Source organism: uncultured Luteimonas sp., from assembly GCF_947492465.1.
In the GTDB taxonomy this organism is placed as follows: Bacteria; Pseudomonadota; Gammaproteobacteria; order Xanthomonadales; family Xanthomonadaceae; genus Luteimonas.
The window spans coordinates 507,892-532,718 of the sequence record NZ_CANLNF010000001.1 but is presented as its reverse complement, the minus strand read 5'-3'; the positions used below and the strand labels follow the sequence as shown (position 1 = coordinate 532,718).

18 protein-coding genes and 1 riboswitch are annotated in these 24,827 nt (G+C 70.3%); of the genes, 10 read left to right on the top strand and 8 right to left on the bottom strand.

Features of this window, described 5'->3' with window-relative positions:
- Positions 1-6 precede the first annotated feature (6 nt).
- From Q0863_RS02390 to Q0863_RS02360, 7 genes are all read left to right on the top strand, one after another.
- Positions 7-594, top strand: a complete 588-nt coding sequence (locus Q0863_RS02390) for a GNAT family N-acetyltransferase (protein WP_298574676.1) — start codon at positions 7-9, stop codon at positions 592-594.
- Positions 591-1,367: a septum site-determining protein MinC gene (minC, locus tag Q0863_RS02385; protein WP_298574674.1), complete on the top strand. Its 777-nt coding sequence runs from the start codon at positions 591-593 to the stop codon at positions 1,365-1,367. Before Q0863_RS02390 ends, minC begins: the two co-directional genes overlap by 4 nt.
- A gap of 25 nt (positions 1,368-1,392) precedes the next feature.
- Positions 1,393-2,202 (top strand): septum site-determining protein MinD, encoded by an 810-nt coding sequence (minD, locus tag Q0863_RS02380; protein WP_298574672.1) that lies wholly within the window; start codon positions 1,393-1,395, stop codon positions 2,200-2,202.
- A gap of 3 nt (positions 2,203-2,205) precedes the next feature.
- Positions 2,206-2,469, top strand: a complete 264-nt coding sequence (gene minE / locus Q0863_RS02375) for a cell division topological specificity factor MinE (RefSeq protein ID WP_298574671.1) — start codon at positions 2,206-2,208, stop codon at positions 2,467-2,469.
- A gap of 163 nt (positions 2,470-2,632) precedes the next feature.
- Positions 2,633-3,139, top strand: a complete 507-nt coding sequence (locus Q0863_RS02370) for a hypothetical protein (RefSeq protein WP_298574669.1) — start codon at positions 2,633-2,635, stop codon at positions 3,137-3,139.
- A gap of 80 nt (positions 3,140-3,219) precedes the next feature.
- Entirely contained in the window at positions 3,220-5,247 is a 2,028-nt protein-coding gene (locus Q0863_RS02365; protein ID WP_298574667.1) for a M2 family metallopeptidase, read from the top strand.
- Between the two features lie 177 nt (positions 5,248-5,424).
- Entirely contained in the window at positions 5,425-6,756 is a 1,332-nt protein-coding gene (locus Q0863_RS02360; RefSeq protein ID WP_298574665.1) for a serine protease, read from the top strand.
- Positions 6,757-6,898: 142 nt separating this feature from the next.
- Here the strand turns inward: Q0863_RS02360 and Q0863_RS02355 are convergent, their stop codons facing one another.
- Together Q0863_RS02355 and Q0863_RS02350 are read right to left on the bottom strand one after the other, a co-directional pair.
- Positions 6,899-8,146 carry a multidrug effflux MFS transporter gene (locus Q0863_RS02355; RefSeq protein WP_298574663.1) on the bottom strand — a complete coding sequence of 416 codons (1,248 nt, stop codon included), beginning with the start codon at positions 8,144-8,146 and terminating at the stop codon, positions 6,899-6,901.
- 13 nt (positions 8,147-8,159) lie between these two features.
- Positions 8,160-8,846: a hypothetical protein gene (locus tag Q0863_RS02350; protein WP_298574661.1), complete on the bottom strand. Its 687-nt coding sequence runs from the start codon at positions 8,844-8,846 to the stop codon at positions 8,160-8,162.
- A 275-nt stretch (positions 8,847-9,121) separates the two neighbouring features.
- Positions 9,122-9,239: riboswitch (glycine riboswitch) on the top strand.
- A gap of 146 nt (positions 9,240-9,385) precedes the next feature.
- Here Q0863_RS02350 and gcvP point away from each other — a divergent pair.
- A complete protein-coding gene (gene gcvP, locus Q0863_RS02345; protein ID WP_298574659.1) occupies positions 9,386-12,283 on the top strand; it encodes an aminomethyl-transferring glycine dehydrogenase in 2,898 nt (965 codons plus the stop codon).
- Between the two features lie 274 nt (positions 12,284-12,557).
- On the opposite strand, the gene Q0863_RS02340 is transcribed toward gcvP, so the two are convergent.
- Together Q0863_RS02340 and Q0863_RS02335 are read right to left on the bottom strand one after the other, a co-directional pair.
- Complete coding sequence (locus Q0863_RS02340) at positions 12,558-15,530, bottom strand: EAL domain-containing protein (protein WP_298574657.1); 2,973 nt, start codon at positions 15,528-15,530, stop codon at positions 12,558-12,560.
- Positions 15,531-15,718: 188 nt separating this feature from the next.
- Positions 15,719-16,084: a cupin domain-containing protein gene (locus tag Q0863_RS02335; protein WP_298574655.1), complete on the bottom strand. Its 366-nt coding sequence runs from the start codon at positions 16,082-16,084 to the stop codon at positions 15,719-15,721.
- Positions 16,085-16,249: 165 nt separating this feature from the next.
- Between Q0863_RS02335 and Q0863_RS02330 the strand changes: the two genes are divergently transcribed.
- Complete coding sequence (locus Q0863_RS02330) at positions 16,250-16,792, top strand: NAD(P)H-dependent oxidoreductase (protein ID WP_298574653.1); 543 nt, start codon at positions 16,250-16,252, stop codon at positions 16,790-16,792.
- 9 nt (positions 16,793-16,801) lie between these two features.
- Here the strand turns inward: Q0863_RS02330 and Q0863_RS02325 are convergent, their stop codons facing one another.
- Positions 16,802-17,794, bottom strand: a complete 993-nt coding sequence (locus Q0863_RS02325; RefSeq protein WP_298574651.1) for a YafY family protein — start codon at positions 17,792-17,794, stop codon at positions 16,802-16,804.
- 116 nt (positions 17,795-17,910) lie between these two features.
- Here Q0863_RS02325 and Q0863_RS02320 point away from each other — a divergent pair, with 116 nt between their 5' ends.
- Entirely contained in the window at positions 17,911-18,546 is a 636-nt protein-coding gene (locus Q0863_RS02320; protein ID WP_298574649.1) for a glutathione S-transferase family protein, read from the top strand.
- Between the two features lie 157 nt (positions 18,547-18,703).
- Here Q0863_RS02320 and Q0863_RS02315 read toward each other — a convergent pair whose 3' ends face one another.
- The 3 genes from Q0863_RS02315 to Q0863_RS02305 form a co-directional block, all read right to left on the bottom strand.
- Entirely contained in the window at positions 18,704-19,300 is a 597-nt protein-coding gene (locus Q0863_RS02315; protein WP_298574647.1) for an alpha-ketoglutarate-dependent dioxygenase AlkB, read from the bottom strand.
- Complete coding sequence (locus Q0863_RS02310; RefSeq protein ID WP_298574645.1) at positions 19,300-22,563, bottom strand: error-prone DNA polymerase; 3,264 nt, start codon at positions 22,561-22,563, stop codon at positions 19,300-19,302. The genes Q0863_RS02315 and Q0863_RS02310 overlap by 1 nt, the downstream gene beginning before the upstream one ends.
- 496 nt (positions 22,564-23,059) lie before the next feature.
- The gene (locus tag Q0863_RS02305; RefSeq protein WP_298574643.1) at positions 23,060-24,478 is read right to left on the bottom strand and encodes a DNA polymerase Y family protein; all 1,419 of its coding nucleotides are present in this window, start codon (positions 24,476-24,478) and stop codon (positions 23,060-23,062) included.
- Between the last annotated feature and the right edge of the window lie 349 nt (positions 24,479-24,827).

The window sequence follows — 24,827 nt, the reverse complement described above, 5'->3', positions numbered from 1 at the left end:
TCAGGAATGTCGATCGTCATCCGCGACGTGCGCGAGCACGAGCTGGATTCCATCCTCGCCCTCAACAATGCCGCTGGCCCGACGATCCTGCCGCTGGATGCGGCCCGCATCCGCAGGTTCCACGATACCGCCGAGTACTTCCGCGTCGCCGAACGCGATGGTGCGCTGGCCGGCTTCCTCGTCGGCCTGGGCTCGGACGCCGAGCACGACAGCAGCAACTTCCACTGGTTCCGCGCGCACTGCGAGCGGTTCTTCTATATCGACCGGATCGTGGTCGCCAGCCGCCGTCGCGGCGGCGGCGTGGGCCGCGCGTTCTACGCCGACGCCCAGAGCTATGCCGAACTGCGCTATCCGCAGCTGACCTGCGAGGTGTTCCTGGAGCACGACGCCGATCCGGTGCGCCTGTTCCACGGCAGCTTCGGGTTCCGCGAGATCGGCCAGCACGTGATGCCCGAGAACGGCATCCGCGCCTCGATGATGGCCAAGGACATGTGCAGCTACGAGTGGGTCCGCGAGACCTACGCCGAGGAGCTCCCCGACCAGCCCTGGCTGCTGCGCCCGCGCGTGGCCCTGGCCGAGTCGTCCGCCGCATGAGCGCGGCCATGGATTTCGAACAGGCCGGCGAACTGAAGATCGGCCAGGTCGGCATCGCCAACCTGCGCGTGCGCACCCTGGACATCGCGCGCCTGGCCGACGAGATGCGCAGCCGCGTGGCGCGCGCGCCCAAGCTGTTCGCGCGCGCCGCGGTCATCGTCGATTTCGGCGGGCTGGCCGCCACGCCCGACGCCGCCACCGCGCGCGCCCTGGTCGAGGCCCTGCGCGAGGCCGGCGTGCTGCCGGTCGCGCTGGCCTGGGGCAGCGGCGACAACGAGAAGCTGGCGGTGGAGATCGGGCTGCCGGTCCTGGCACGGTTCCGCGCCCAGTACGAGTCCGTCGCAGGCGGGGCTGAGACAGCACTTGCGGCGGAACCGGCCCCGCCCCCGGCCCCTGCCCATCGCGCGCCCGCGCCGGCCGCGGCCGCGCGCCAGGATCCCGCGGGGCCCGGCCTGGTGCAGACTGCGCCGGTGCGTTCCGGCCAGCAGCTCTACGCCGAGAACCGCGACCTGACCGTGCTGTCGCAGGTCGGGGCCGGCGCCGAAGTCATCGCCGATGGCTCCATCCACATCTACGGGCCCCTGCGCGGCCGTGCGCTGGCCGGCGCCCAGGGCAACGCGAAGGCGCGGATCTTCTGCCGCGCCTTCCACGCCGAGCTGGTCGCCGTGGCCGGTCACTACAAAGTGCTGGAAGATATCCCGAAGGAACTGCACGGCAAGGCGGTGCAGGTCTGGCTCGACAACGAAGAACTCAAGATCGCCGCACTCGATTGACGGCGACACACACAGGAGACGTGTTTTGGCAGAAATCATCGTGGTCACCTCGGGCAAGGGAGGCGTCGGCAAGACCACCAGCAGCGCCAGCCTCGCCAACGGCCTGGCGCGTCGCGGCAAGAAGGTCGCCGTCATCGACTTCGACGTCGGCCTGCGCAACCTCGACCTGATCATGGGCTGCGAGCGCCGCGTGGTGTACGACTTCGTCAACGTCGTCCAGGGCGAGGCCTCGCTCAAGCAGGCGCTGATCAAGGACAAGCGTTTCGACAACCTGTTCGTGCTGGCCGCCTCGCAGACGCGCGACAAGGACGCGCTGACGCTCGAAGGCGTGGAGAAGGTGCTCAAGGACCTGTCCGACGACGGCTTCGACTACATCCTGTGCGATTCGCCTGCCGGCATCGAGAAGGGCGCGTTCCTGGCGATGTACTTCGCCGACCGCGCCGTGGTGGTGGTCAACCCGGAAGTGTCCTCGGTGCGCGACTCCGACCGCATCCTGGGCCTGCTGTCGTCCAAGACCCGCAAGGCCGAGGCCGGCGAGCGCGTACAGGAATATCTGCTGCTGACCCGCTACAACCCGCTGCGCGTCGAAAAGGGCGAGATGCTGTCCATCGCCGACGTGGAGGAAGTGCTGGGCATCAAGACGCTCGGTGTGATCCCCGAATCCAACGACGTGCTCGACGCGTCCAACAAGGGCGAGCCCGTGATCCTGGCCAGCGAATCCTCGGCCGGCCAGGCCTATGACGACGCCGTTGCCCGCCTGCTCGGCGAAGACCGGCCGATGCGCTTCACCCTGGCGGAGAAGAAGGGCTTCTTCAGCAAGCTCTTCGGGAGCTGAGCCATGGGATTGTTCGATTTCCTCAAGCCGAAGCAGAACACCGCCGCGATCGCCAAGGACCGCCTGCGCATCATCGTCGCGCAGGAGCGCACCGGCCGCGGCGCCCCGGACTACCTGCCGCTGCTGCAGCGCGAACTGCTGGAGGTGATCCGCAAGTACGTGAGCGTGGACGTGGATGCGGTCAAGGTCGACCTGGTCAAGGACGGCGGGCACGACGTGCTCGACATCTCCGTCGCCCTGCCCGAAGGCCGGTCCGCGACCGTCTGATCCCGCACGCGTCGGCCCGGCGTGCCACCGACCTTCGGTGTCCCCGTCGCGGGGCCGGGGGAAGCAGCCGCCGACTGCGTCCGCGCTGTTTTCCCGGATCCACGGGCGCAGTGCGAACCGGCCCCTGGTGGCGCGACGCGGCGGCCAGGCAGACTGCTCCCGCATGCACCAGCCACACACGCCAGCCCCGCACGCCGTACTGCTGTTGCGCGAGATCGCGTTCGCCGACGCGGCCGCGCTGCTGCGACGCTACGGCCTGCAGCTGCACCGGGTCGATGATGATGCTTCGATCCCCGGCAGCTACTGGGGCGAATCCGAAGCCGGGATCATCGGCAGCGACGTGTACGTCCGCGCCGACACCCCGGTGCACTCGATGCTGCACGAGGCCTGCCACCTGATCGTGCTGCCCGCGGAACGCCGCCAGGCCGTGCACACCGATGCCACCGACTCGGTCGCGGAAGAGGACGCGGTCTGCCTGCTGCAGGTGCTGCTGGGCGACGCGCTGCCGGGCGTCGGCCGCGACCGGGTGTTCGCCGACATGGATGCCTGGGGTTACACCTTCCGGCTCGGCAGCGCCCGCGCCTATTTCGAGCGTGATGCGGATGCGGCGTGGGACTGGTTGCGCGAACGCGGCCTGGTCGACGCGCAGCGCGGCCTGATCGCGCCCTGATCCGGCTGTCCGCACTTGCCCGGCGGCGGGCGGCGCTCTAGCCTGCCGGCACCGCATCCTGCGCAGCACCGGATCCCATCGTGAACCATCGCCACGCCCTGCTCGTCCTGGCCATCGGCGCCAGCCTCGCCCTGTCCGCCTGCAAGCGCGAACCCACGCCAGCCGCAGGCGCGGACGCACCGGGCGCCACTGCCGGTGCCGCCTCCGGCGACGAGACCGCCGACGCCTTCGTCGCCCGCGTCAATGCCGAGCTCAAGGCCATGTACCCCGAGCTGACCGCGGCGCAGTGGCTCTCGAGCACCTACATCAACGACGACAGCCAGCTGCTGGCGGCCAAGGCCAACGAGAAGTTCCTGACCTCGCTCAACGGCTGGATCGAGCAGTCCAGGAAGTTCGAGGGCCAGCAGATGTCGCCCGAGACCGCGCGCGCGATCACGCTGCTGAAGCTGGGCACCGCGATGCCGGCGCCAAAGGATCCGGTGCGGCTGGCCGAACTGACCCGCATCGCCACGAAGATGGAAGGCATGTACGGCTCGGGCACGTACTGCAAGGCCGCCGGCGACAGCCAGGATTGCCGCCAGCTGGGCGAACTGGAAGAGGTGCTGGCCAAGAGCCGCGACTACGACGCCCAGCTCGATGCCTGGCGCGGCTGGCACACGATCGCCCAGCCGATGCGCGACGACTACACGCGCTTCGTCGAGCTGGTGAACGAAGGCTCGCGCGAGCTCGGCTACGCCGACGCCGGCGAGATGTGGCGCGCCGGCTACGACATGTCGCCGGTGGAACTGTCGGCCGAGACCGACCGCCTCTGGGGCCAGGTCAAGCCGCTGTACGAACAGCTGCACTGCTATGCGCGCACCCGCCTGGACGCGCAGTACCCGGGTCAGGGCTCGGTGGACGGGCTGCTGCCTGCGCACCTGATGGGCAACATGTGGCAGCAGGACTGGGGCAACCTGTGGGACGTGCTGGCGCCGTACAGCGGCCAGCAGGCCGGCAGCCTCGACGTCAACGCTGCGCTGCAGCGCCAGTACCAGGCCCTGCTCAACGAGCGCCTGTCGCGCGAGAACGCGCTGATCGACACCGACAGCCGGGTCGAGGTGGTGCGCAAGGCGCAACTCGAGCATGCGCAGCAGATGACCCGCCAGGCGGAAGAGTTCTACACCTCGCTCGGCATGCCGGCGCTGCCGGAGAGCTACTGGCAGAAGACCCAGTTCATCAAGCCCCGCGACCGCGACGTGGTCTGCCACGCCAGCGCCTGGGACATGAACATGGGCGGCGAGGACGGCAATTCGCCGGACGTGCGCACCAAGATGTGCATCAAGCCCAGCGAGGAGGATTTTTTCACCATCTACCACGAGCTGGGCCACGTCTATTACTACCTGGCCTACAACAAGCTGCCGCCGCTGTTCCAGGGCGGCGCGCACGACGGCTTCCACGAAGCCATCGGCGACACCATCGAACTGGCGATGACGCCGACCTACCTCAAGTCGATCGGACTGGTCGGCGAGCAGCAGCCGAGCCAGGAGGCGCTGATCAACGCGCAGATGCGCATGGCGCTGGCCAAGGTCGCGTTCATGCCGTTCGGGCTGATGATCGACCGCTGGCGCTGGGGCGTGTTCGATGGCTCGATCACGCCGGAGAACTACAACAGCGCCTGGTGGGAGCTGAAGGCGAAGTACCAGGGCGTGGCGCCGGTGACGCCGCGCGGCGAGGAGTTCTTCGACGCCGGTGCCAAGTACCACGTGCCGGGCAACACGCCGTACACGCGGTATTTCCTCTCGCACGTGCTGCAGTTCCAGTTCTACAAGGCGCTGTGCGACGCCGCCGGCCACCAGGGCCCGCTGTACGAATGCACCTTCGCCGGCAACAAGGCCGGCGGCGGCAAGTTCTGGGCGATGCTCTCTCGCGGCAACAGCCAGCCCTGGCAGCAGACCATGAAGGAGCTGACCGGCACTGAACAGATGGACGCCTCGGCGGTGCTCGAGTACTTCTCGCCGCTGCAGGACTGGCTGAAGCAGCAGAACGAAGGCAAGACCTGCGGCTGGCAGGTGCCGGCCACGGCGGCCAGCCCGGCCCCGCAGCAGACCCCACCGCCCGGCAACGGCTGAGCGCGCCAAGCCGAGCCGGGCCACCCTGCGCCGGGGCCCCGGCTCGCCTTATGATGCGCGCAGAACAGGGGACGACAGGACGCCACCATGCGCAGGACCATGCTTTTGCTGTGCCTTTCCGCAGCCGCTTCGACCGCGGCCGCCGACACCCTCCGGGTTGGCAGCGAATCCAGCCGCATGCCGGCGACCAAGTCGGCCGCCGGCTGGCGCGCTGCCGAGGCGCCGGCGACGCAGCTGCGCTATGGCGAGCTGTCGGCACAACGCATCCATCGGCTGCAGCAGGACAATGCCGCGCGCGCCGACAAGCCGATCCAGATCGGCATCGCCCGCGAGGCCGCCGTCGAGACCGCCGCCGGGATGCTGCCTGCGCCGATCTGGAACCGTCTCGCGGACGGAAGCTCGGTGACGAGGATCGAGTTCGTGTCGCCACTGGCTTATGGCGTGCGCGCCGGGCTGCGGATCGAGGGGCTCGATCCACGCGCGGAACTGCGTTTTGCCGGCTCGGCGCGGCCTGCGCAGGTCGTGGCCGTCGTCCGCGGCGCGCAGGTGGCCGGACTGGCTGGCGATGACGGGCTGTACTGGACGCCCTCCACCGAGGGCGAGCGCCAGGTCGTGGAAGTCTGGCTGCCGGCCGGCGTATCGCCCACCGGGGTCCGGCTGGACGCGCCGCGCCTGAGCCACCTGATGACCAATGCGGTCGACGATTTCCGCATCCTCAAGAACGTCGGCGGCTCGGGCAGCTGCAACATCAACGCGGTGTGCCGGGTCGGTACGCTGGGCCAGGGCTACACATTGACCAAGGATGCCGTGGCGCGCTTGACCTTCGTGGAGGACGGCGGCACCTACCTGTGTACCGGCACCCTGCTCAACGACACCGACAATACGACCCAGGTGCCCTGGTTCCATACGGCGCACCACTGCATCAGTTCAGCAGCGCTGGCGGCGACGCTCAACACCTACTGGAAGTACGAATCCACCGCCTGCAGCACCAACTCGCTGGGTGAGTACGTGCAGCTCAGTGGCGGCGCCGATTACCTCTATTCCAGCGACAGCGACGGCGGCGGCACCGATGGCGCCCTCCTGCGACTGCGCGACGCCGCACCGGCGGGCGCGGTGTTCGCGGGCTGGGACGCGAGCGCGCTTCCCTCGGGAATCAGCGTGCTGGCCATCCATCATCCGGCCGGCGATCTCAAGAAGGTCTCGGCAGGCCAGCACCTGCCCGCGCGCAGCGACGCCACGAACCATGCCGCGCGCTGGCTGGAGGGCACCACCGAACGCGGCAGCAGCGGTTCCGGGTTGTTCACCCTGGAGGCCGGCGACTACTACCTCCGCGGCGGGCTGTACGGCGGCGATGCATCCTGCGCCACCTCCGGCACGACGGATGCGGACAACGTCGACTGGTACTCGCGCTTCGACGTGGACTTTCCGAGCATCCGCCAGTACCTCGCCCCCGAGCAGCCCGCCGGCCCGCGCCGCCGCAACGGCTCGCAGCCACTGCGTCCGCGCTGAGGCGGGGACGCACATCGCCACCGCTTCGCGAGCAGGCATGTCGCGAGGCGCCGGGTACGAGCTTCGACAGCGCGCACGCGCGGCTGGGCGCGCCCGTCCAGGCCGGCGAGAACCTGGCCCCGTTCTTCGACCCCGCACGGGGCTACAGCTGCCCGGTCGGCTCCATCGCTTCCGGCGCCGGTGGGCAGGCCGGCGGCGTACGGCCGCGGCGGGCCTCCCAGCGCCAGAACGCCCAGCCGGACAGCATGAAGGCCGCGGCCAGCGCCGCCAGGTGCAGCGCGTGCCCACTCACCAGCGGTGACACCACGCCCGCGAGCACGGCGTTGAGCACCAGCCCGACGAAGGCCTGCAGCGACGAGGCCGAGCCGCGCTGGCGCGGGTACATGTCGAGGATGGCCAGGGTGACGATCGGGAACACCAGGGCGATGCCGAAGGCGTTGAACACCATCGGCAGCACCGCCCAGGGCACGCTCGGCGCATCCACCAGCGCGCTGTAGGCGAGATTGGCGAGCATCGCCACGGCGCTGACCGCGAAACCGATGTTGGCCAGGCGGGTGCCGCTGATGCGACCGGCCGCGCGGCCGGACACGAACGCGCCCAGCATCATGCCGCTGATCATGGGGATGAAGAACCAGCCGAACTGGCGCTCGTCCAGGCGCAGCAGGTCGAGCACGAAGGCAGGCGCGGAGGCGATGTACAGGAACAGCGCGGCGAAGTTGAGCGCGCCCGCCAGCGCCAGCCGCAGGAACCTGGGATTGAGCGCGATCCAGGCGTAGTCGCGCAGCAGCCGCCGCGGCGACGGCGCCAGACGCGACTGTGGCGGCAGCGTCTCGGGCAGCCAGCGCCACGTCGCCAGCAGCAGCAGCGTCGAGAACGCCACCAGGAACCAGAAGATCAGCGGCCAGCGGCCCCAGCCCAGCAGCCAGCCGCCCACCACGGGTGCGATGGCCGGCGCCACGCCGAAGATCATCGACACCTGGCTCATCAGCCGCTGCGCGTCGTCGCCGTGCAGCACATCGCGGATCACCGCCCGGCCCACGATCAGGCCCACGCCCGCCGACAGGCCCTGGATCGCGCGGAAGACCAGCAAGGTGGACAGGTCGTCGGCCAGCGCGCAGCCGACCGAGGCGGCGACGAACACCACCAGCCCGCCCAGGATCACCCGCCGGCGCCCCAGCATGTCCGACAGCGGCCCGTGCACCAGGCTCATCAGCGCGTAGGCGACCAGGTACACGCTGATCGTCTGCTGCATCGCCAGCTTGTCGGCGCGCAGGTCCGCACCCATCGACGGGAACGCCGGGAAGATGGTGTCGATCGAAAACGGCCCGAACATCGCCAGGCCGGCAAGCAGCAGCGCCAGTCGGCGCAGGTTGGGGCCGTTCGCGCTCATGGCCATGGCCGCGTCATTGCGCGGGTCCCGGCCCTGCAGGCACTGCAGGCGTCGCGGCCGCATCTACGGTTCGACCGCGCTTGCGCCACCCGAGCAGGCGGACCGCGGCGACGCCATCGATCGGCAGCACCTCGGCGCGCTTCTCGACCGGATTCCAGACGAACACGAAGGCGCTGCTGGTACCGAGCATGCGCCAGTCGCCCGGCAATGCCTGCGCCTGGTCGGACAGCCGCACGGAGACCGCATAGCCGCTGCCGGCGTAGATCCGCTGCCCCCTGGTATCGCCCAGCGCGTACAGGCCCACCGTCATGGCCAGCAGCGCCGTCAGCACCGCCGCGGTTTCCGGGTGCAGGCCCATGTACATCCACCAGTCGCTGCGCCGGGGCAGCAGCACCCGGCCCCACCAGCGCCGCTCGATCCCGGCCACGCGCCCGGGATGGCGCTGGCGCCAGCGCTCGGGGATCAGGGCCAGCCACGAGGTCAGCAGCGTCCATGCCAGCAGCCACAGGTACTCGGGCCGGCGCAGGCCCGCCACGAAGTAGTCGCTGCTCTGCATGAACTCCAGGATGGGAATGTCGAAGCGGCGGTAGAACCAGTAGCTGTCCCACAGGCCGTAGACCGAGATGAACAGGTAGCTGCAGGTCACCAGCAGCACCGGTTCGCGCCGGAACACCTGCCGGATGCGGCGGACGAGCGACATGTCCTCATCGGGCGGCGTCGACGCGACCCGATCGGGCGGGACGGCGGCAGCGGATTCGGGCGCGGGCGGGATCGGTGGGGAACTCACGAATGGGCGCTGGACGGGACGGACGTTCAGGTTAACAACTTGGACCGGCATGCGGACCGGTCGCGCAGGTCGCGGAGCACCGCCGGCGCTATAATCGCCCGGCAATGGTGGGAGAAGCACAGGGTCCATGCCCGTGCTGCCGAAGGCGCAAACGCCCGTAATCGCTCAGGCCCGATACCACCGGACGCGGCAAACACTCTGGAGAGACCGACCGGCCCAGCCGGAACCGGCGCCGAAGGGGCACGAAGCACGCGATCCTCGTCCGCGCGCTTCCAAACTCTCAGGCAAAAGGACAGAGGGGCACCACTGCCACGGAATGCCCGTCGCCATCGCAGCGCAAGCTGCTGCGTGTTTCGCGTTTGCCCTTCCGGTCCAGCGGCGGGAGCAGACCGGACCCGGTCCACCGGAACGACGGCCCTCCAGCGGCGCCCTCCACTTCCCGGTGCACCGCCATGTCCAAGCCCAGCCTGCGCGAACTCGAACACCACGACGCCTTCGTCGAACGCCACATCGGCCCCAACGACGCCGAGGTCGCGCACATGCTGCGCGAAGTCGGACACGACTCGCTGGAGTCGATGACCGACGCCATCGTCCCGGCCAGCATCAAGCCCACCGCCCGCCTCGACCCGGCCTCCAGCCCAGGCCTGGCCCTGCCCGGCTCGCTGACCGAGGTCGAGGCGCTCGCCAGGATCCGCGCGATCGCCGCGCGCAACGACGTGTTCCGCAGCTTCATCGGCCAGGGCTACTACGGCACGCACACGCCCAACGTCATCCTGCGCAACATCCTCGAGAATCCGGCGTGGTACACGGCCTACACGCCCTACCAGGCGGAGATTTCGCAGGGGCGCATGGAAGCGCTGATCAACTTCCAGCAGATGTGCGCCGACCTCACCGGCATGGACATCGCCAACGCCTCGCTGCTGGACGAGGCCACCGCCGCGGCCGAGGCCATGACCCTGGCCAAGCGTTCGGCGAAGTCGAAGTCCAACCTGTTCTACGTCGCCGACAACGTGCATCCGCAGACGCTGGAAGTGGTGCGCACGCGCGCCGACGGCCTCGGCATCGACCTGCAGGTCGGCCCGGCCGCCGGCGCTGCCGAAGCCGACAGTTTCGGCGTGCTGCTGCAGTATCCCGACACCTACGGCCATATCGCCGACCACGCCGCGCTGGCCGAGGCCGTGCACGCGCGCGGCGGCCTGGTCGCGGTGGCCAGCGACCTGCTCGCGCTCACCCTGATCCGGGCGCCGGGCGAATGGGGCGCCGACATCGTGGTCGGCAATACCCAGCGCTTCGGCGTGCCGTTCGGTTTCGGCGGCCCGCACGCGGGCTTCATGGCCTGCCGCGACGCGTTCAAGCGCTCCATGCCCGGTCGCCTGATCGGCGTCTCGGTCGATGCGCAGGGCAAGCCGGCCTACCGGCTGACGCTGCAGACGCGCGAGCAGCACATCCGCCGCGAGAAGGCGACCAGCAACATCTGCACCGCGCAGGTGCTGCTGGCGGTGATGGCTTCGATGTATGCCGTCTACCACGGCCCCGAGGGCCTGGTGCGCATCGCGCGCCGCGTGCATCGGCAGGCCGCCATCCTGGCCGCCGCACTGCGCCAGGCCGGCGTGCAGGTGGGCGACGGATTCTTCGACACGCTGCACGTCACCGGCGTGGATGCCGAGCAGATCCACAACTACGCCAGCCACCAGCGCATCAACCTGCGCAAGATCGACGCCGGCAGCGTCGGCATCAGCCTGGACGAGACCGTCACCCGCACCGACCTGGCGGCGCTGGCGAAGATCTTCGGCGCGGACCTGGGCGACAGCGCCATCGACGCGCTCGATGCCGAGGTAGCCGATGCGCTGCCGCCCCCGCTGCTGCGCGAATCGGCGTTCCTGCAGCACCCGGTGTTCAACACCCACCACAGCGAGCACGAGTTGCTGCGCTACCTGCGCGCCCTGGCCGACAAGGACCTGGCGATGGACCGCACGATGATCCCGCTGGGCTCGTGCACCATGAAGCTCAATGCCACGGCCGAGATGATCCCGATCACCTGGCCGGAGTTCGCCGACATCCATCCGCTGGCGCCGTCCTCGCAGACCCGCGGCTACCAGGAGCTGGTCGCCTCGCTGGAGGCGATGCTCGCCGAGATCACCGGCTACGACGCGGTCAGCTTCCAGCCCAACTCCGGCGCACAGGGCGAGTACGCCGGGCTGCTGGCGATCCGCGCCTGGCACGCCTCGCGTGGCGAAGGCCATCGCAATATCTGCCTGATCCCCGAATCCGCGCACGGCACCAACCCGGCCTCGGCGCAGATGTGCGGGATGAAGGTGGTGGTGACGCGCTGCGACGCCAACGGCAACGTCGACGTCGCCGACATCCGCGCCCAGGCGGAGAAGCATTCGGCCAACCTGGCGGCGATCATGATGACCTATCCGTCCACGCATGGCGTGTTCGAGGAGGACGTGGTCGAGATCTGCGAGACCGTCCATCGCCATGGCGGCCAGGTGTACACCGACGGCGCCAACATGAATGCGCTGGTCGGCCTGGCCAAGCCGGGCAAGTGGGGCTCGGACGTGAGCCACCTCAACCTGCACAAGACCTTCTGCATCCCGCACGGCGGCGGCGGACCCGGCGTGGGGCCGTGCGCGGTCAAGTCGCACCTGGCGCCGTTCCTGCCGCGCGGGCACAAGGACGCGAGCGGCGCGGTCGGCATGGTGTCGGCCGCCGCGCACGGCAGCGCCTCGATCCTGCCGATCAGCTGGATGTACATCGCGATGATGGGCGCCGGCGGGCTGCGCCGCGCCACCCAGGTCGCGCTGCTCACCGCGAACTACGTGTCGAAGCGGCTCGCGCCGCACTACCGCACGCTCTACACCGGTCGCAACGGCCTTGTCGCGCACGAGTGCATCCTCGACCTGCGTCCACTGGAGAAGGCTACCGGCGTCACCGCAGAGGACGTGGCCAAGCGCCTGATCGATTTCGGCTTCCACGCGCCGACGCTGAGCTTCCCGGTGGCCGGCACGCTGATGGTGGAGCCGACCGAGAGCGAATCGCTGCACGAACTCGACCGCTTCATCGACGCGATGATCCAGATCCGCGACGAGATCCGCGCCATCGAGGAAGGCAAGCTCGATCGGGAGGACAACCCGCTGAAGAACGCGCCGCACACCGCCGACGTGGTCGCGGCGAGCGAGTGGACGCACGCCTATCCGCGCGAACTGGCCGCGTTCCCGCTTTCGAGCCTGCGCCAGCAGAAATACTGGCCGCCGGTCGCGCGCGTGGACAACGTGCACGGCGACAAGAACGTGTTCTGCGCGTGCATTCCGGTGGACGCGTTCAAGGAGGAAGACGCGGAAGCCTGATCAATTCTTCGCCACCGCAACAAGCACACACGCAACCGCCCCGCAAGGGGCGGTTCGCGTTTGCGGCATTGGCGCTGTTTTGGCCAAACAGTCGTCGGCCGTGGCGCCACGCGGGCTGGCGACGATTGTTCAATCGCTCCTCCACAACGTTGTCCACAAGCGGCGTGGATAAGTCCCGGGGCATCGCCGGGCACGGTTCGGCAATCGCTGCGCAATGCAAGCCCTTCGCGCCCTGGCCGGGTCGACGGCCCACCCTGCGCGCGCGTGGCCCGGCTCATTCCTCCTGCACCGGGCGCGGCGCAGCGGCGGCCAGCGCCTGGAGCGTCTGCTCCAGAGGCGCGGGACGCCCGAACAGGTATCCCTGGGCCTGGCCGCAGCCGTGGGCGCGCAGCCAGTCGCGTTCGGCCGGCTGCTCCACGCCCTCGGCGATCGCGTCAAGCCCCAGACCCGCGGCCAGCGAGATCATGGCCCTGCAGATCGACGCCTTGCGCTCGTCCGCATGCACGTCCTGCACGAAGCTGCGGTCGATCTTGAGGTAGTCGAGCGGCAGGTCCCGCAGGTAGGCCATGCTGGAGAAGCCCGTGCCGAAGTCGTCGATCGAGATCGGCACGCCGGCCTCGCGCAGCTCCAGCATGCGGGCGCGCGCCAGCTGTGGCTGGCGCAGCACCACGCTCTCGGTCAGCTCGACGTGGAGCGCACCGGCAGGCAGCCGGTGCCGGCGCCGGAGTTCGATCACCGTCTCGGCAAGGCTCTCCCCGAGCAGTTGGATGGCGGACACGTTGACGGCGATCGAGACGTCGCCAAAGCCGCTTTCGGCCAGGCGGGCATGGCAGCGCACGGCCTGCTCGAGCACCCAGCGCCCGATCGGCACGATCAGTCCGGAGGTCTCGGCGAGCGGAATGAACACCGCGGGCGGGACCATCGCGCCATCCCTGCGCCAGCGCAGCAACGCCTCCAAGGCCACCACCTTGCCGTCGGAGAGGCGGTGGATCGGCTGGTAGTGCAGCTCGAACTCTTCCGCGCGCAGCGCATTGCGCAGGCGCCGCGCCATCGCAATGTGTTCGGACGCCTGTTCGGCCATGGTGCCGTCGTAGGGCATGACCGTCACCATCTCGCGCGCCGCGTGCAGCGCCGCCAGCGCCGCGTGTCCCACCACCTGCTCGGGGGTTTCCCCGTGCGTCGGTCCTTCGGCGACGCCGATGCAGGCTTCGACCGGGTGGGCGCCACCTTCGGTCTGCACCGGGGCGGCGAACGCCATTTCCAGGGCGTCGAGCATGGCCTGCCCCCGGGATGCGTCAAGCGCCACCAGCACGAACGATTCGCCGGGCCAGAAGCCGGCCGCGCCGAACTTCCGTCCGATGGCGGCGACGCGCGCGGCGACCTCGCGAAGCAGTACTTCCCCGGTCATCGCCCCCAAGGTCGAGGTCACCAGTTCGACATCCCGCAAGCGCACGAACGCGACGGCGTAGCGCGTCCCGGGCGCGTGCCTGTCGTTGATCCATTCGACGATGGCGGACAGCCGCAGCAGGCCTGTCAGGTCGTCGTGCGCTGCGCGCCAGGCCAGCTGGCGCTCGTACGCCACGCGATCGCTCACGTCCTCGGCCAGCACCAGCCGCGCCGGCCGTCCACCGAACTCGATGCTGCTGCTGAACACGCGCACGTCCAGGCGGCTGCCATCACGCCGGACGTGCGTCCAGATGCCGTCCATGTCCTGATCGCGGCCACGCGCGTCCATCGACGCGACCACCCTGTCGCGGTCGGATGGGGGGCGGATGTCCAGGATCGTCATCGAGCGGAACTCGTCCTGGCTGTAGCCGTACGAAGCGATCGCCGCATCGTTGACCGCCAGGAAATGCAAGGTCTCCGTGTCGAAGACCCAGAACGGCAGCGGATTGCGCTCGAACAGCGCCCTGAAGTGTCCTTCGGCCCGCTCGACGCGGGCCTGCGCCTCGTGTTCGCCGGTGACATCGGCGACCGTCCCGGTCACCCAGCGGCGGCCCTGGCTGTCTTCCGCCACGCCGCCGTTGGCCCGGATCCAGCGCTCGACATCCGGGCGCGGCAGGACCCGGTATTCGGTGCTGTACGGCTCTCCGCTGGACATCGCGCGCGCGAACAGGCGCCGCACCTCGTCGCGCTCGGCCGGATGGATGCGATCGAAGAACGGCTGCACCGGCAGGGTGGCCGCCCTGGGTTCGAACCCGAACATGGCCGCGGTATGCGGCGAGACCTTGACCTGCCCCTCGCCGGCCTCCACCCGCCACACCCCGGTGCGTGACGCGCGCTGCGCCTGGTCGAGCCATTCGGCCTGTTCTTCCAGGTCCTCCAGCAGGGCCGCGCGCACGCGTTCGCCGGCCACGAGGCGATGGATGAAGAACGCCAGGCAGATCCAGTAGAGCAGGGCGAAGCCGGCCGCGATCCAGGCGGCGCGGTACCAGGGGGCCAGGGCCTCGCGCAGGCCCAGCCCGGCGACTACGACGACGTCGTAGCCACTCATCGCGCTGAACGCGGTGATCCGCTCGACGCCGTCGATCTGGCTGGTGCGCACTCCCACCGCGGTGCCCTGCGACTGTGCGAGGGAAGGCGGCAGGCGCGTCTGCCGGCCCGCATGGCTGCCGTTCGCCGGTTCCGGTTGCCGGGCAAGCACCACGCCACCGCGATCGAGCACGGCGACGCTGCCTTCCACCCCGATGTCGAGGTCGCGGATCATGCCTTCCAGCGCCGCGGTGCGCAGTCGGGCCAGCAGCCAGCGCTCCCCGTCGAAAGGCCATGCGACGCGAAGCCACCAGCCCGCGTCGCGCGATTCCAGTGGACCGACCACCAGCCCGTCGCCCCGCGCGCCTTCGAGCCATTGCCGCAACGTGGCGTCGCCCCGCCCCTCACCCGCCAGCACACGGCCGTCCCGGTCCACCAGCACCAGCGAATCCAGTTCCGCGCGTCGCGCGACGACCCCCTGGATGGTGCTGCGCAGGAGCGCCCCGGCCTGTTCCGGCGCGGCGCCCCGGTAGGTACCGGCATCAGCGGCCACGCCGGACATGGCCCGTTCCAGGCTGCCGAACTCCTGGCGCAGCAGCCTGTCCACGCCTGTCGACAACGCCAGCGCCTGGCGCTGCGCGGAGCCGAGCCGGGCTTCGCGGTCCTGCTTCAGCAGCACGGCCAGCCCCAGCATCACCAGCAGGCCGGCCACGATCCCGCCGATCAGCACGTTCCTGACCGGTCCGGGCAGCCGTGTGCGGTGCGTTCGAGGCATTGGACCGATCGCGCTCCCCCCTAGTGCCCGGTCACCATGCCAACTGGCCGGAGCACGTGCAAGCCGTGTCCCGGGGCGTGGAGTCGGCGACGGTCACGGTTCGCGGAAGGGAAATGCGGCCGCGCCCGGAACCCGTCGCAGACCGCGCCACGCCATCCGGGCGATGGCTCCGGTGCCTGCACGTTCGCTCAACGCCGCGCCGGACCACGTCCCACCCGCCGGCCAGCCGGTAGCGGAGTGCCGTCGGCCGCGTAGGCAGGCGGCGAATAGAAGTTCAGCGTCTTCAGCGGGACGCGGCCGGTGTTGCGGATTTCGTGGCGCTCGCCGCGCTCGATCACCAGCAGGCTGCCTTCGCGCAGCTTGCGACGCGCGCCGTCGACGATGGCGAGCCCGGTGCCACCCACCACGAAGACCCACTGCTCGGCGCCGCGGTGGAAGTTGTCGGGGCCGCCCTCGCAGTCTCCAGGCGCGATCACCATTTCCGCCGCCTGCACGCCGCGCACGCTGAACGCCGGACGGAATCCCTTGCCGAAACGAAGGTACTTGGACTGCATGCCACCCCCCTTCCTGAGCGGCCCCCACCTTCTCCCGGGCGGCGTCAAGGCACCGCGAACGGATCGGGTGCGTCCAGACAGGGTTTTCACGCCGCAGCCTCCATCTTTGTCCGGCCGCGCGGCCCTCACCCTCGTGAGTCCCAGAGGCGGCCAACAGGAGTTCCCATGTCACTCACCATCGCCGTGATTGTCGGCAGCCTGCGCAAGGATTCGTTCAACGCGAAACTCGCCGATGCGCTTGCCAGGCTCGCGCCCGCGGACGTCGAGTTCCGCCGCCTGCGCATCGACGACCTGCCGCTCTACAACCAGGACGACGACGATTCCCCACCCGCGCCGGTGACGCGCCTCAAGGAAGGCATCCGCCAGGCCGATGGGCTGCTGTTCGTGACGCCCGAATACAACCGCTCCATCCCGGGCGTGCTGAAGAATGCGCTGGACCACGCCTCGCGCCCCTACGGCGACAGCGCGTTCCCCGACAAGCCCGCGGGCATCATCGGCGTGTCGATCGGCGCGATCGGCACCGCCGCCGCGCAGCAGCACCTGCGCACCATCCTGGCCTACCTCGACATGCCCACGCTCGGCCAGCCCGAAGCCTTCCTCAAGGCCGACGACGTGCTGGACGACAACGGCGGCATCGCCGAAGGCAGCCGCAAGTTCCTGCAGGGCTGGATGGACGCCTACCTGGACTGGGTCCGGCGCCACGCCTGAACCGGCACCTCAGCGTTCGCGAGACGTCCGCTTCCGCCTTTCGCCGGAAGCGCGTGCGGCCTGCGACAGGCGCGTGGAAAGCATGCGCAGGTGCTGCTCGAGCTCGACCGGCTCGATCACGATAAAGGGCACGTCCAGCATCGCCAGGTGATAGGCCAGCATGTCCGGCCGCTGCGCGCCCGTTTCCAGTTCGCAGCGTGTCTCGTCGAGCCGGGTCAGCCGCCCGGCCGAGGGTGGAATGCGTGCGCGCATCCGCGCCAGCGGCGCATGCAGTTCGATGCGGGCCTTGAGCGCATAGGGCTGGACCGAGATCGCGCGCGACACGAACGCGGCCGCATCGCCGCCCGGCACCTTGCGCGGAAGGAACCGTTCGCCGCCACGCGGCATGCCGCCGATGCGATCGACGCGGAAGGTGCGCCAGTCGCCGCGGCCCAGGTCCCAGGCCAGCAGGTACCAGCGCGCCTCGGTGGACACCAGGGCGTGCGGCTCGACCGCGCGCACGCTGGCCCGGCCCGACTGGTCATCGTAGTCGAACTCCAGGCGCTGCAGCGCGCGGCAGGCTTGGGCCAGCGCCACCAGCCGGTCGTGCGGCACGCCGGGGCCGCCCGACCCCAGCGGCAGCACGGCGGCGTGCAGGTTGCGCACCCGCGCACGCAGCCGTGCCGGCATCAGCTGTTCGAGCTTGGCCAGTGCGCGCAGCGCCGACTCCTCCATGCCCACCACCGTGCCGGCGGTGGCCATGCGCAGGCCCAGCGACACCGCCAGCGCTTCGTCGTCCTCCAGCAGCAGCGGCGGCAGGTTGCTGCCCGCCGCCAGCTGGTAGCCGCCGGCCGTCCCCGCGCTCGCTTCCACCGGATAGCCCAGGCTGCGCAGGCGGTCCACGTCGCGGCGCACGGTGCGCCCGGTGACTTCCATGCGCGCGGCCAGCTCGCGTCCGCGCCAGAACGGACGGGACTGCAGCAGGGCCAGCAGGCGCAGCAGGCGGGCGGAGGTATTGATCACGGACGGCAGGATGCCACGGCCTGCGGACCGAAACTGTCCGCAAGGATCGCTAGCCTGATCGGGCCGGGCTTCGTGCCACCGCCCGCCCTTCCGTCCCATCGCCAGGAGCGATCCCCATGTCCCTCAAACTCTTCGCCGCCCCCATGTCCAGCGCCACCCCGGTGATGCACGCCATCGCCGAACTCGGCATCGAATGCGACACGGTCCTGTTCGACCTGTCCTCGGGGCAGCAGAAATCCCCCGCCTACCTCGCGATCAATCCACATGGTGTCGTCCCCACGCTGGTGGTCGAGGGCACCCCGCTGTTCGAGGCGCTCTCGATCCTGCAGTGGCTGGGCGAACACCACGGCGTGGAGCGCGGCCTGTGGCCGGCCGCCGGAACGCCGCACCGGCTGGCCGCGCTGTCATGGAGCACCTGGGCCTACGTCAGCTACGGCGCACTGGTCAGCGTGCTGAACTTCGCCCAGAGCCCGCAGGCCGATGCACGCCTGCACCATCCGCCGCTCGCCGCCGAAGCCCTGTCCCGGCTCGATGCCGCACTCGGCCGCCTCGACGCGCAACTGGCGGACACGCAGTGGCTGCTGGGCGATGCGTTCTCGCTGGCCGATCTGATCGTGGCGAGCGTCGTCACCTACAGCACCTACTGCGGGGTGAAGCCGGACGCCCATGCCAACGTGATGCGCTGGCTGCAGGCGTTCCAGGCGCGTCCGGCTTTCCGCCAGGTGTGGATGGGCGAGTCGCAGGTGGATTGACCGGCGCAAGGGTAGCGAGCCTTGAACCGCGGCCGGGAACGGGCGGAGAGCGGTCCCCCCACCCTGCGACGCCCGGCTCGCTTGACGGCTCGAAGATCAAGGACGGACGGCAACGGCGACGCAACGGCAAGAAGCAAGGGACGGCAGAAGCGCGCCCCTACTGCCCCTTGGCCCGGAACACCACGCTGATCCTGGGCTCCGCATCGCGCACCTTCGGGACACCGTGCTCATGCGTGGTCTGCATCGCATGGCTCATCGCCAGCAGGCTGCCGGGCATCAGGTCGATGGCGATCCGGTCGGCGTGGTCGCGCACGGAGCGGATCAGCATGCGCCGCGGCGCGCCCAGCGAGAACACCACCACCGGATGGCCTTCGCCCAGCAGGTGCAGCTTGTCGCCGTGCATGGCCACGCTGTCGTGGCCGTCGCGATAGAAGTTCATGCCGATCGAGGTGAACGGCGCCGGCACGTGCCGGCGCACGCAGTCCAGCATGTCGGCCAGCGGCAGGTCCGGTGGCAAGGCATCCACGGCGTGCGAGGCGAGCAGGCGCGGCACGTCGACCACGCGGTCGTACATCGGGCGGCGCAGGTGGCGCCAGTCGGCGCGCGCCACCAGCTGCTCGAACCAGCGCCGGGCCGTGTCCGGATCGACCACGCCCGGCCAGTAGCGCGCACCGCCCTGGGCGTCGTCCACCAGCTGCAGCATGGCCGGCGCGAACAGGTCGCCGGCGAGCGATGCGGTGCGCAGCGCCCTCATCAGCGGAAATCCCGCGAACTGGTGTGCAGCTCGCCGAGCAGTGCGGTCATGTCCCGCAGGTCGCGCGCGATCAGGTGGCGCACGCCGTCGACCTGCTCCCAGCGCCCGCGCACCGCCAGCAGTCGCGCGCCGAGCAGGGCCTTGCGCCGGCGCAGCGCCACCTGCGGCCAGACCACCACGTTGACCATGCCATGCTCGTCCTCGAGCGTGACGAAGATCGTGCCCTTGGCCGTGGCCGGGCGCTGGCGCTGGGTGACGATGCCGGCGACGTGCGCGCCGCGCCCGTGCGGCAGCGCCTGCAGCTGCCGCGTATCGAGCAGGCGTTCGCGCTGCAGGCGTTCGCGCAGCAGCGACAGCGGATGCTCGCCGAGGGTCAGCCCGGTGCTGCGGTAGTCCGACACCACGTCCTCGCCGGCCGACGGCGCCGGCAGCACGATGTCGTCCTCGTCCGGGCTGCCGGGCAGCAGCGGGCGCCGCTGCTCGACCCCCGCCACCGCCCAGCGCGCGGCATGCCGATGCCCCGCCAGCGAAGCCAGCGCGCCAGCCTCGGCCAGGGCGCTGCGGGCCTTCGCATCGAGATTCGCGCGCAGGCACAGGTCGCGCACGTCGGAGAACGGACGCTGCGCGCGCGCGGCGACGATGGCATCGGCGGCCGTGGCCGACAGGCCGGCGACCTGGCGCAGGCCGAGCCGGATCGCGGGCTGGCCGCCATCATCGACGCCGCGGCGCGCGTGCCCACCCTCGAGCGTGCAGTCGCGGTCGCTGCAGGTCACGTCCACCGGGCGCACCTCCACGCTGGCGCGTTCGCTGCGGCTGCGGCGCGCGTCCTGCACGATCTCGCTGGGCGAATAGAAGCCCATCGGCTGCGCATTGAGCAGCGCGCAGGCGAACGCCGCCGGCTCGTGGCGCTTGAGCCAGCAGCTGATGTAGACCAGCTTGGCGAACGAGGCGGCATGGCTCTGCGGGAATCCGTAGGAGCCGAAACCCTTGATCTGGTCGAAGATCTGGTCGATGAACTCCGTGGCGTAGCCCTTGCCCTCCATCAGCTGGCGAATGCGCACGCGATGCGGCTCCATGTCGCCGCCGCGCCGCCAGGCCGCCATCGAGCGACGCAAGTTGTCGGCCTCGCTCGGCGAATAGCCGGCGTGGATCACCAGCTCCATCACCTGCTCCTGGAACAGCGGGATGCCGAGGGTCTTCTCGAGGATCTCGCGCACCCCTTCGGAGGGATAGCTCACCGCCTCCCTGCCCTGCCGCCGCCGCAGGTAGGGATGCACCATGTCGCCCTGGATCGGGCCTGGGCGCACGATCGCCACCTCCACCACCAGGTCGTAGTACTCCCTGGGCTTGAGCCGCGGCAGCATGCTCATCTGCGCACGCGATTCGATCTGGAACACGCCCACGGTGTCGGCGGCCTGGATCATCCGGTAGGTGGACGCGTCGTCGTTGCCCAGCCGCGCCAGGTCGACATGATGGCCGCGATGGCGCTCCACCAGTTCCACCGCCTTGCGGATGCAGGTCAGCATGCCCAGCGCCAGGCAGTCGACCTTGAGCATCTTCATCGTTTCCAGGTCGTCCTTGTCCCACTGGATGATGGTGCGATCGGGCATCGAGGCGTTTTCCACCGGCACCACGGTGGCCAGCGGCGCATCGCAGATCACGAAGCCGCCGACATGCTGGGAGAGGTGGCGCGGATGCCCGCGCAGCTGCGTCGCCACCATCAGTACGCGCGCGACCAGCGGGTTGTCCGGGTCGAAGCCGGCTTCGTGCAGGCGCTGCTCCATCGGCGTCTCGCCATTGCCCCAGCCGAAGCATTCGGCCAGCAGCGCGATCTGGTCCGGCGGCAGGCCGAAGGCCTTGGCCACGTCGCGCACCGCGCTCTTGCCGCGATAGCGGATCACGGTCGCGGCCAGCGCGGCGCGGTGGCGGCCGTACTTGGCATAGACGTACTGCAGCACCTCCTCGCGCCGCTCGTGCTCGAAATCGACGTCGATGTCGGGCGGTTCGTTGCGCTCCTCCGACAGGAAGCGGGCCATCAGCAGCCGGCTCTCGGCCGGGTTCACCACGGTGATCCCCAGCGCGAAGCACACGGCCGAGTTGGCCGAGGAGCCGCGGCCCTGGCAGAGGATTCGCTGCGACTTCGCGAAGCGGACGATGTCTTCCACGGTGAGGAAGAAGGCCTCGTAGCCGAGCTTCGCGATGAGGGCGAGTTCGTCCTCGATCTGGACGGCCACGTCCGCGGGTGCGCCGTCCGGCCAGCGTTCGCGCATGCCGCGATACGTGAGTTCGCGCAGCCAGGTGGCGGGAGTGTGTCCCTCGGGCACCAGTTCGACCGGATAGTCGTAGCGCAGGTCGTGCTCGAGGTCGAATCGGCAGCGCCGCGCCAGCTGCACCGCATTGTCCAGCAGCGCCGCCCCGCCCTCGACCGCGCCGTAGATGTTGCCCAGCGCGCGACGCGTGCGCAGGTGGCGCTCGCCGTTGCGGAACAGCCGCGCGCCGCACTCGGCCAGGGGCGTGTTGTGGCGGATCGCGGTCATGGTGTCCTGCAGCGCACGGCGCCGGCGCACGTCCATGTGCACGTCGCCGGCGGCGACGGGCGTCATGCGCAAGGCCCTGGCGAGTTCGAGCAGCTGCGACAGGCGCGCCACGTCGTCCTGCTCGCGATGCAGCTCCACCGCCAGGAACGCGCGTTCGGCGAATACGGCGCGCAGCCAGCGGCCCTGCGCGTGGTCCGGTTCGCGCCCGGGGATCCACAGCGCGAACAGGCCGCACAGCGAGGCATCCACGTCCGACAGCCGGCGTTCGATGTCCTGGCGCGTGAGCCGATAGCCCTTGCCCTCGACGGCACGACGCGCGGTGGTGATCAGCTCGCACAGGCGCGTGTAGCCGGCCGGCATGTCCACCAGCAGCACGCACTTGAGGCCGCAATCGAGGACGAACTCGCTGCCGACGATCAGCTTGATGCCGGTGACGCGCGCGGCTTCCAGCGCCCGCACGATGCCGGCCAGCGAACATTCGTCGGTGATCGCAAGCGCCTCGTAGCCCACGTGCACGGCGCGCTCGAACAGTTCCTCCGCGCTGGCCGCGCCGCGCAGGAAGGAAAAGTCGGACAGGCAGTGCAGTTCGGCATAGGCCGGCAGGCCATCCTCGAGCGGCGCATCGTCGTTGGCCGCGCCGGACAGGCGCAGGCGCTGGGCGGTTTGCCAGGCGCGCGGCGGGCGGCCGCCGGGGGTGTCGGGGGCGATGTCGTCGTGGTCACTCATGGTGCGAGGACGCGACGGCTGGACGTTGAGGAGTGTCGCGGTCGATGCCGGCGTTGCCGGTCATGATTCGAGGCTCCGGCATGCCCCCCCCTCCCCAACCCTCCCCGCACGCGGGGGAGGGAGAAAGGAAGTCGCGCCTCCTTGCTCCGCGCTCTTTGCACTGCGCTCTGTGCTCCTTCCCCCGCGCGCGGGAGGGAGAAGAGAAGCGACGCGCACCTTTTTGCTCCTTCCCCCGCGTGCGGGGGAAGGCCGGGATGGGGGCGCGCCGACGGCGCGGTGAGGGCGCGACGACTGGACGCCAAGATGCCGCGGCCGATGCCGTCGTTGCCGGTATGGTTCGAGGCTCCGGCATGCCCCCTCCCCAACCCTCCCCCGCACGCGGGGGAGGGAGCAAGGAAGTCGCGCTTCCTTGCTCCGCGCTCTTTGCACTGCGCTCTGTGCTCCTTCCCCGCGTGCGGGGCAGGGAGAACGATCCGGTAAGGAAGACGCAGGGCGCTCATGCGAACCAGCCCTGCAGCATCCAGCCGCCCTGCTCGCCCGTGGGGGCGAAGGCCCAGGCGTGCTGGCCCTGCGAGGTTTCGATGATGTAGTAGTCGCGGCGGGCGTCGGCGCCATCCCACCAGCCGCTTTCGAGGCGTTCGGGGCCGGAGACGATGCGTGGCCGCGGTTCGCGCAGTGGGACCGGCCGCGGCAGCAGCCAGCAGGGACGCGGCGGCCGGATCGGCGCTTCGTCGATGCAGGCGGCGTCTTCCTGGATCCGTCGCCAGGCGCGTTCTGGACGCGGATCGCCCGACGGAGCCACCGCATACACCGCCTCGTCGCCCAGACGCGCACGCAGCCGCTCGCGCAGCTGTGGCCAGGGCAGCTGCTGCTGGTTGCGCGTATCGAACAGGTCGCGCGAGGCCGGCGCGAACGGCGGCAGCTCACGCGCCAGCAGGCGCACGCCGACCACCGGCCGGTCGATGCGCACGCGTTCGAGCCGGCTGCGCGTCACTTCGAACAGCATCGCCGCATCGCGCTCGGCCGACAGCAGGCCCACCTCGACATCGGTCTGCCCCGACTCGTGTTCGAGCCGCAGCACGAAACGTTGCACGCCGCCATCGCGCATCGACAGGAAGGTGCACAGGTCGCCGATCAGGCGCCGCAGCGGGAACAGCAGCGCCATGTAGCTTTCCACCTCGTAGCCCAGCTCCACCCGCGCGTCGAAATGGTCCGGTGGCGCGTAGCAGGCCAGCGGATCGTCGGCCTGGCCGTAGAGGCGGTCGAGATGCTCCAGCAGCGCGGGCCCGAAGCGCCGGCGCAGCGCATCGCGCGGCAGGGCGCGCAGCGCGCGCAGGTCGCGCACGCCCATGCGCTGCAGCCGCTCGCCGCTGTCGCCGGGCAGCCGCGCGCGCCGCACCGGCACGCGGTCGAGCGTGGTCGCCATCGCATCGCCGTGCATCAGCGCCAGGCCATCGCGCAGGCCGGCGAAGACATGCGCCGCGCGCGGCGTCGGCGCCAGGGCGATGCGATGGCTGAAGCCGAGCGCGTCGAGTTCCTCGCGCAGGCGCCGCTCGATCCGCGGCCACGGACCGAGCAGGCGGAAACTGCCGCGCACCTCCAGCACGATGCAGCCCGGCCACTGCGCGCTGACCAGCGAACTGTGGCGATAGGCCCAGGCGGCGAGGAAGCGCTGCCAGCGCGCCTCGGCCTGCGGATCGTGTTCGACCAGTGCCACGTCCGGCTGCAGCGCATGCGCGGCGGTCAGGCGCATGCCCGGACGCAGGCCGGCGTCCGCGGCCGCGGCGTTCACCGCATGCAGGCTGCGTAGCTGCGCCGGCCCTTCCACCAGCGCCAGCGGCGCGCCGGGATCAGGCAAACGGCGGAGGACGCCATCCAGCGCCAGTTGCGGCAGCAATACGCAGGCCCAGAGCATCGCGGTCAGTCACGCGCAAGCGGCGCTGGGCCCGGAACGAGCAGGAGTTCGTGCTGCAGCGCAGGCGGCGGCTGCATGTCGATGTGCGGCAGCGCACGCACCGTGCCATGGACCACCCGTGCTCCGGACGGTCCGGTGTCCCGCACCGGTGCGGAAGCGCTCGATGCTTGGCCAGCACCAGTTCTGGCCGCTTCGCGCGCCTCGCGCAGGCACGCCACCTTCGCTGCCGGCGTCGCATCCGGTGGCGTCAGCCCACGCAGGCCTGCCGCCTGCGCCGGCATCGAAACGGCGGATTCGACGGGTGCGGCGGAGGCAGGACCCTGCAGGCCCCGTGCGTCACGCGCGGGCA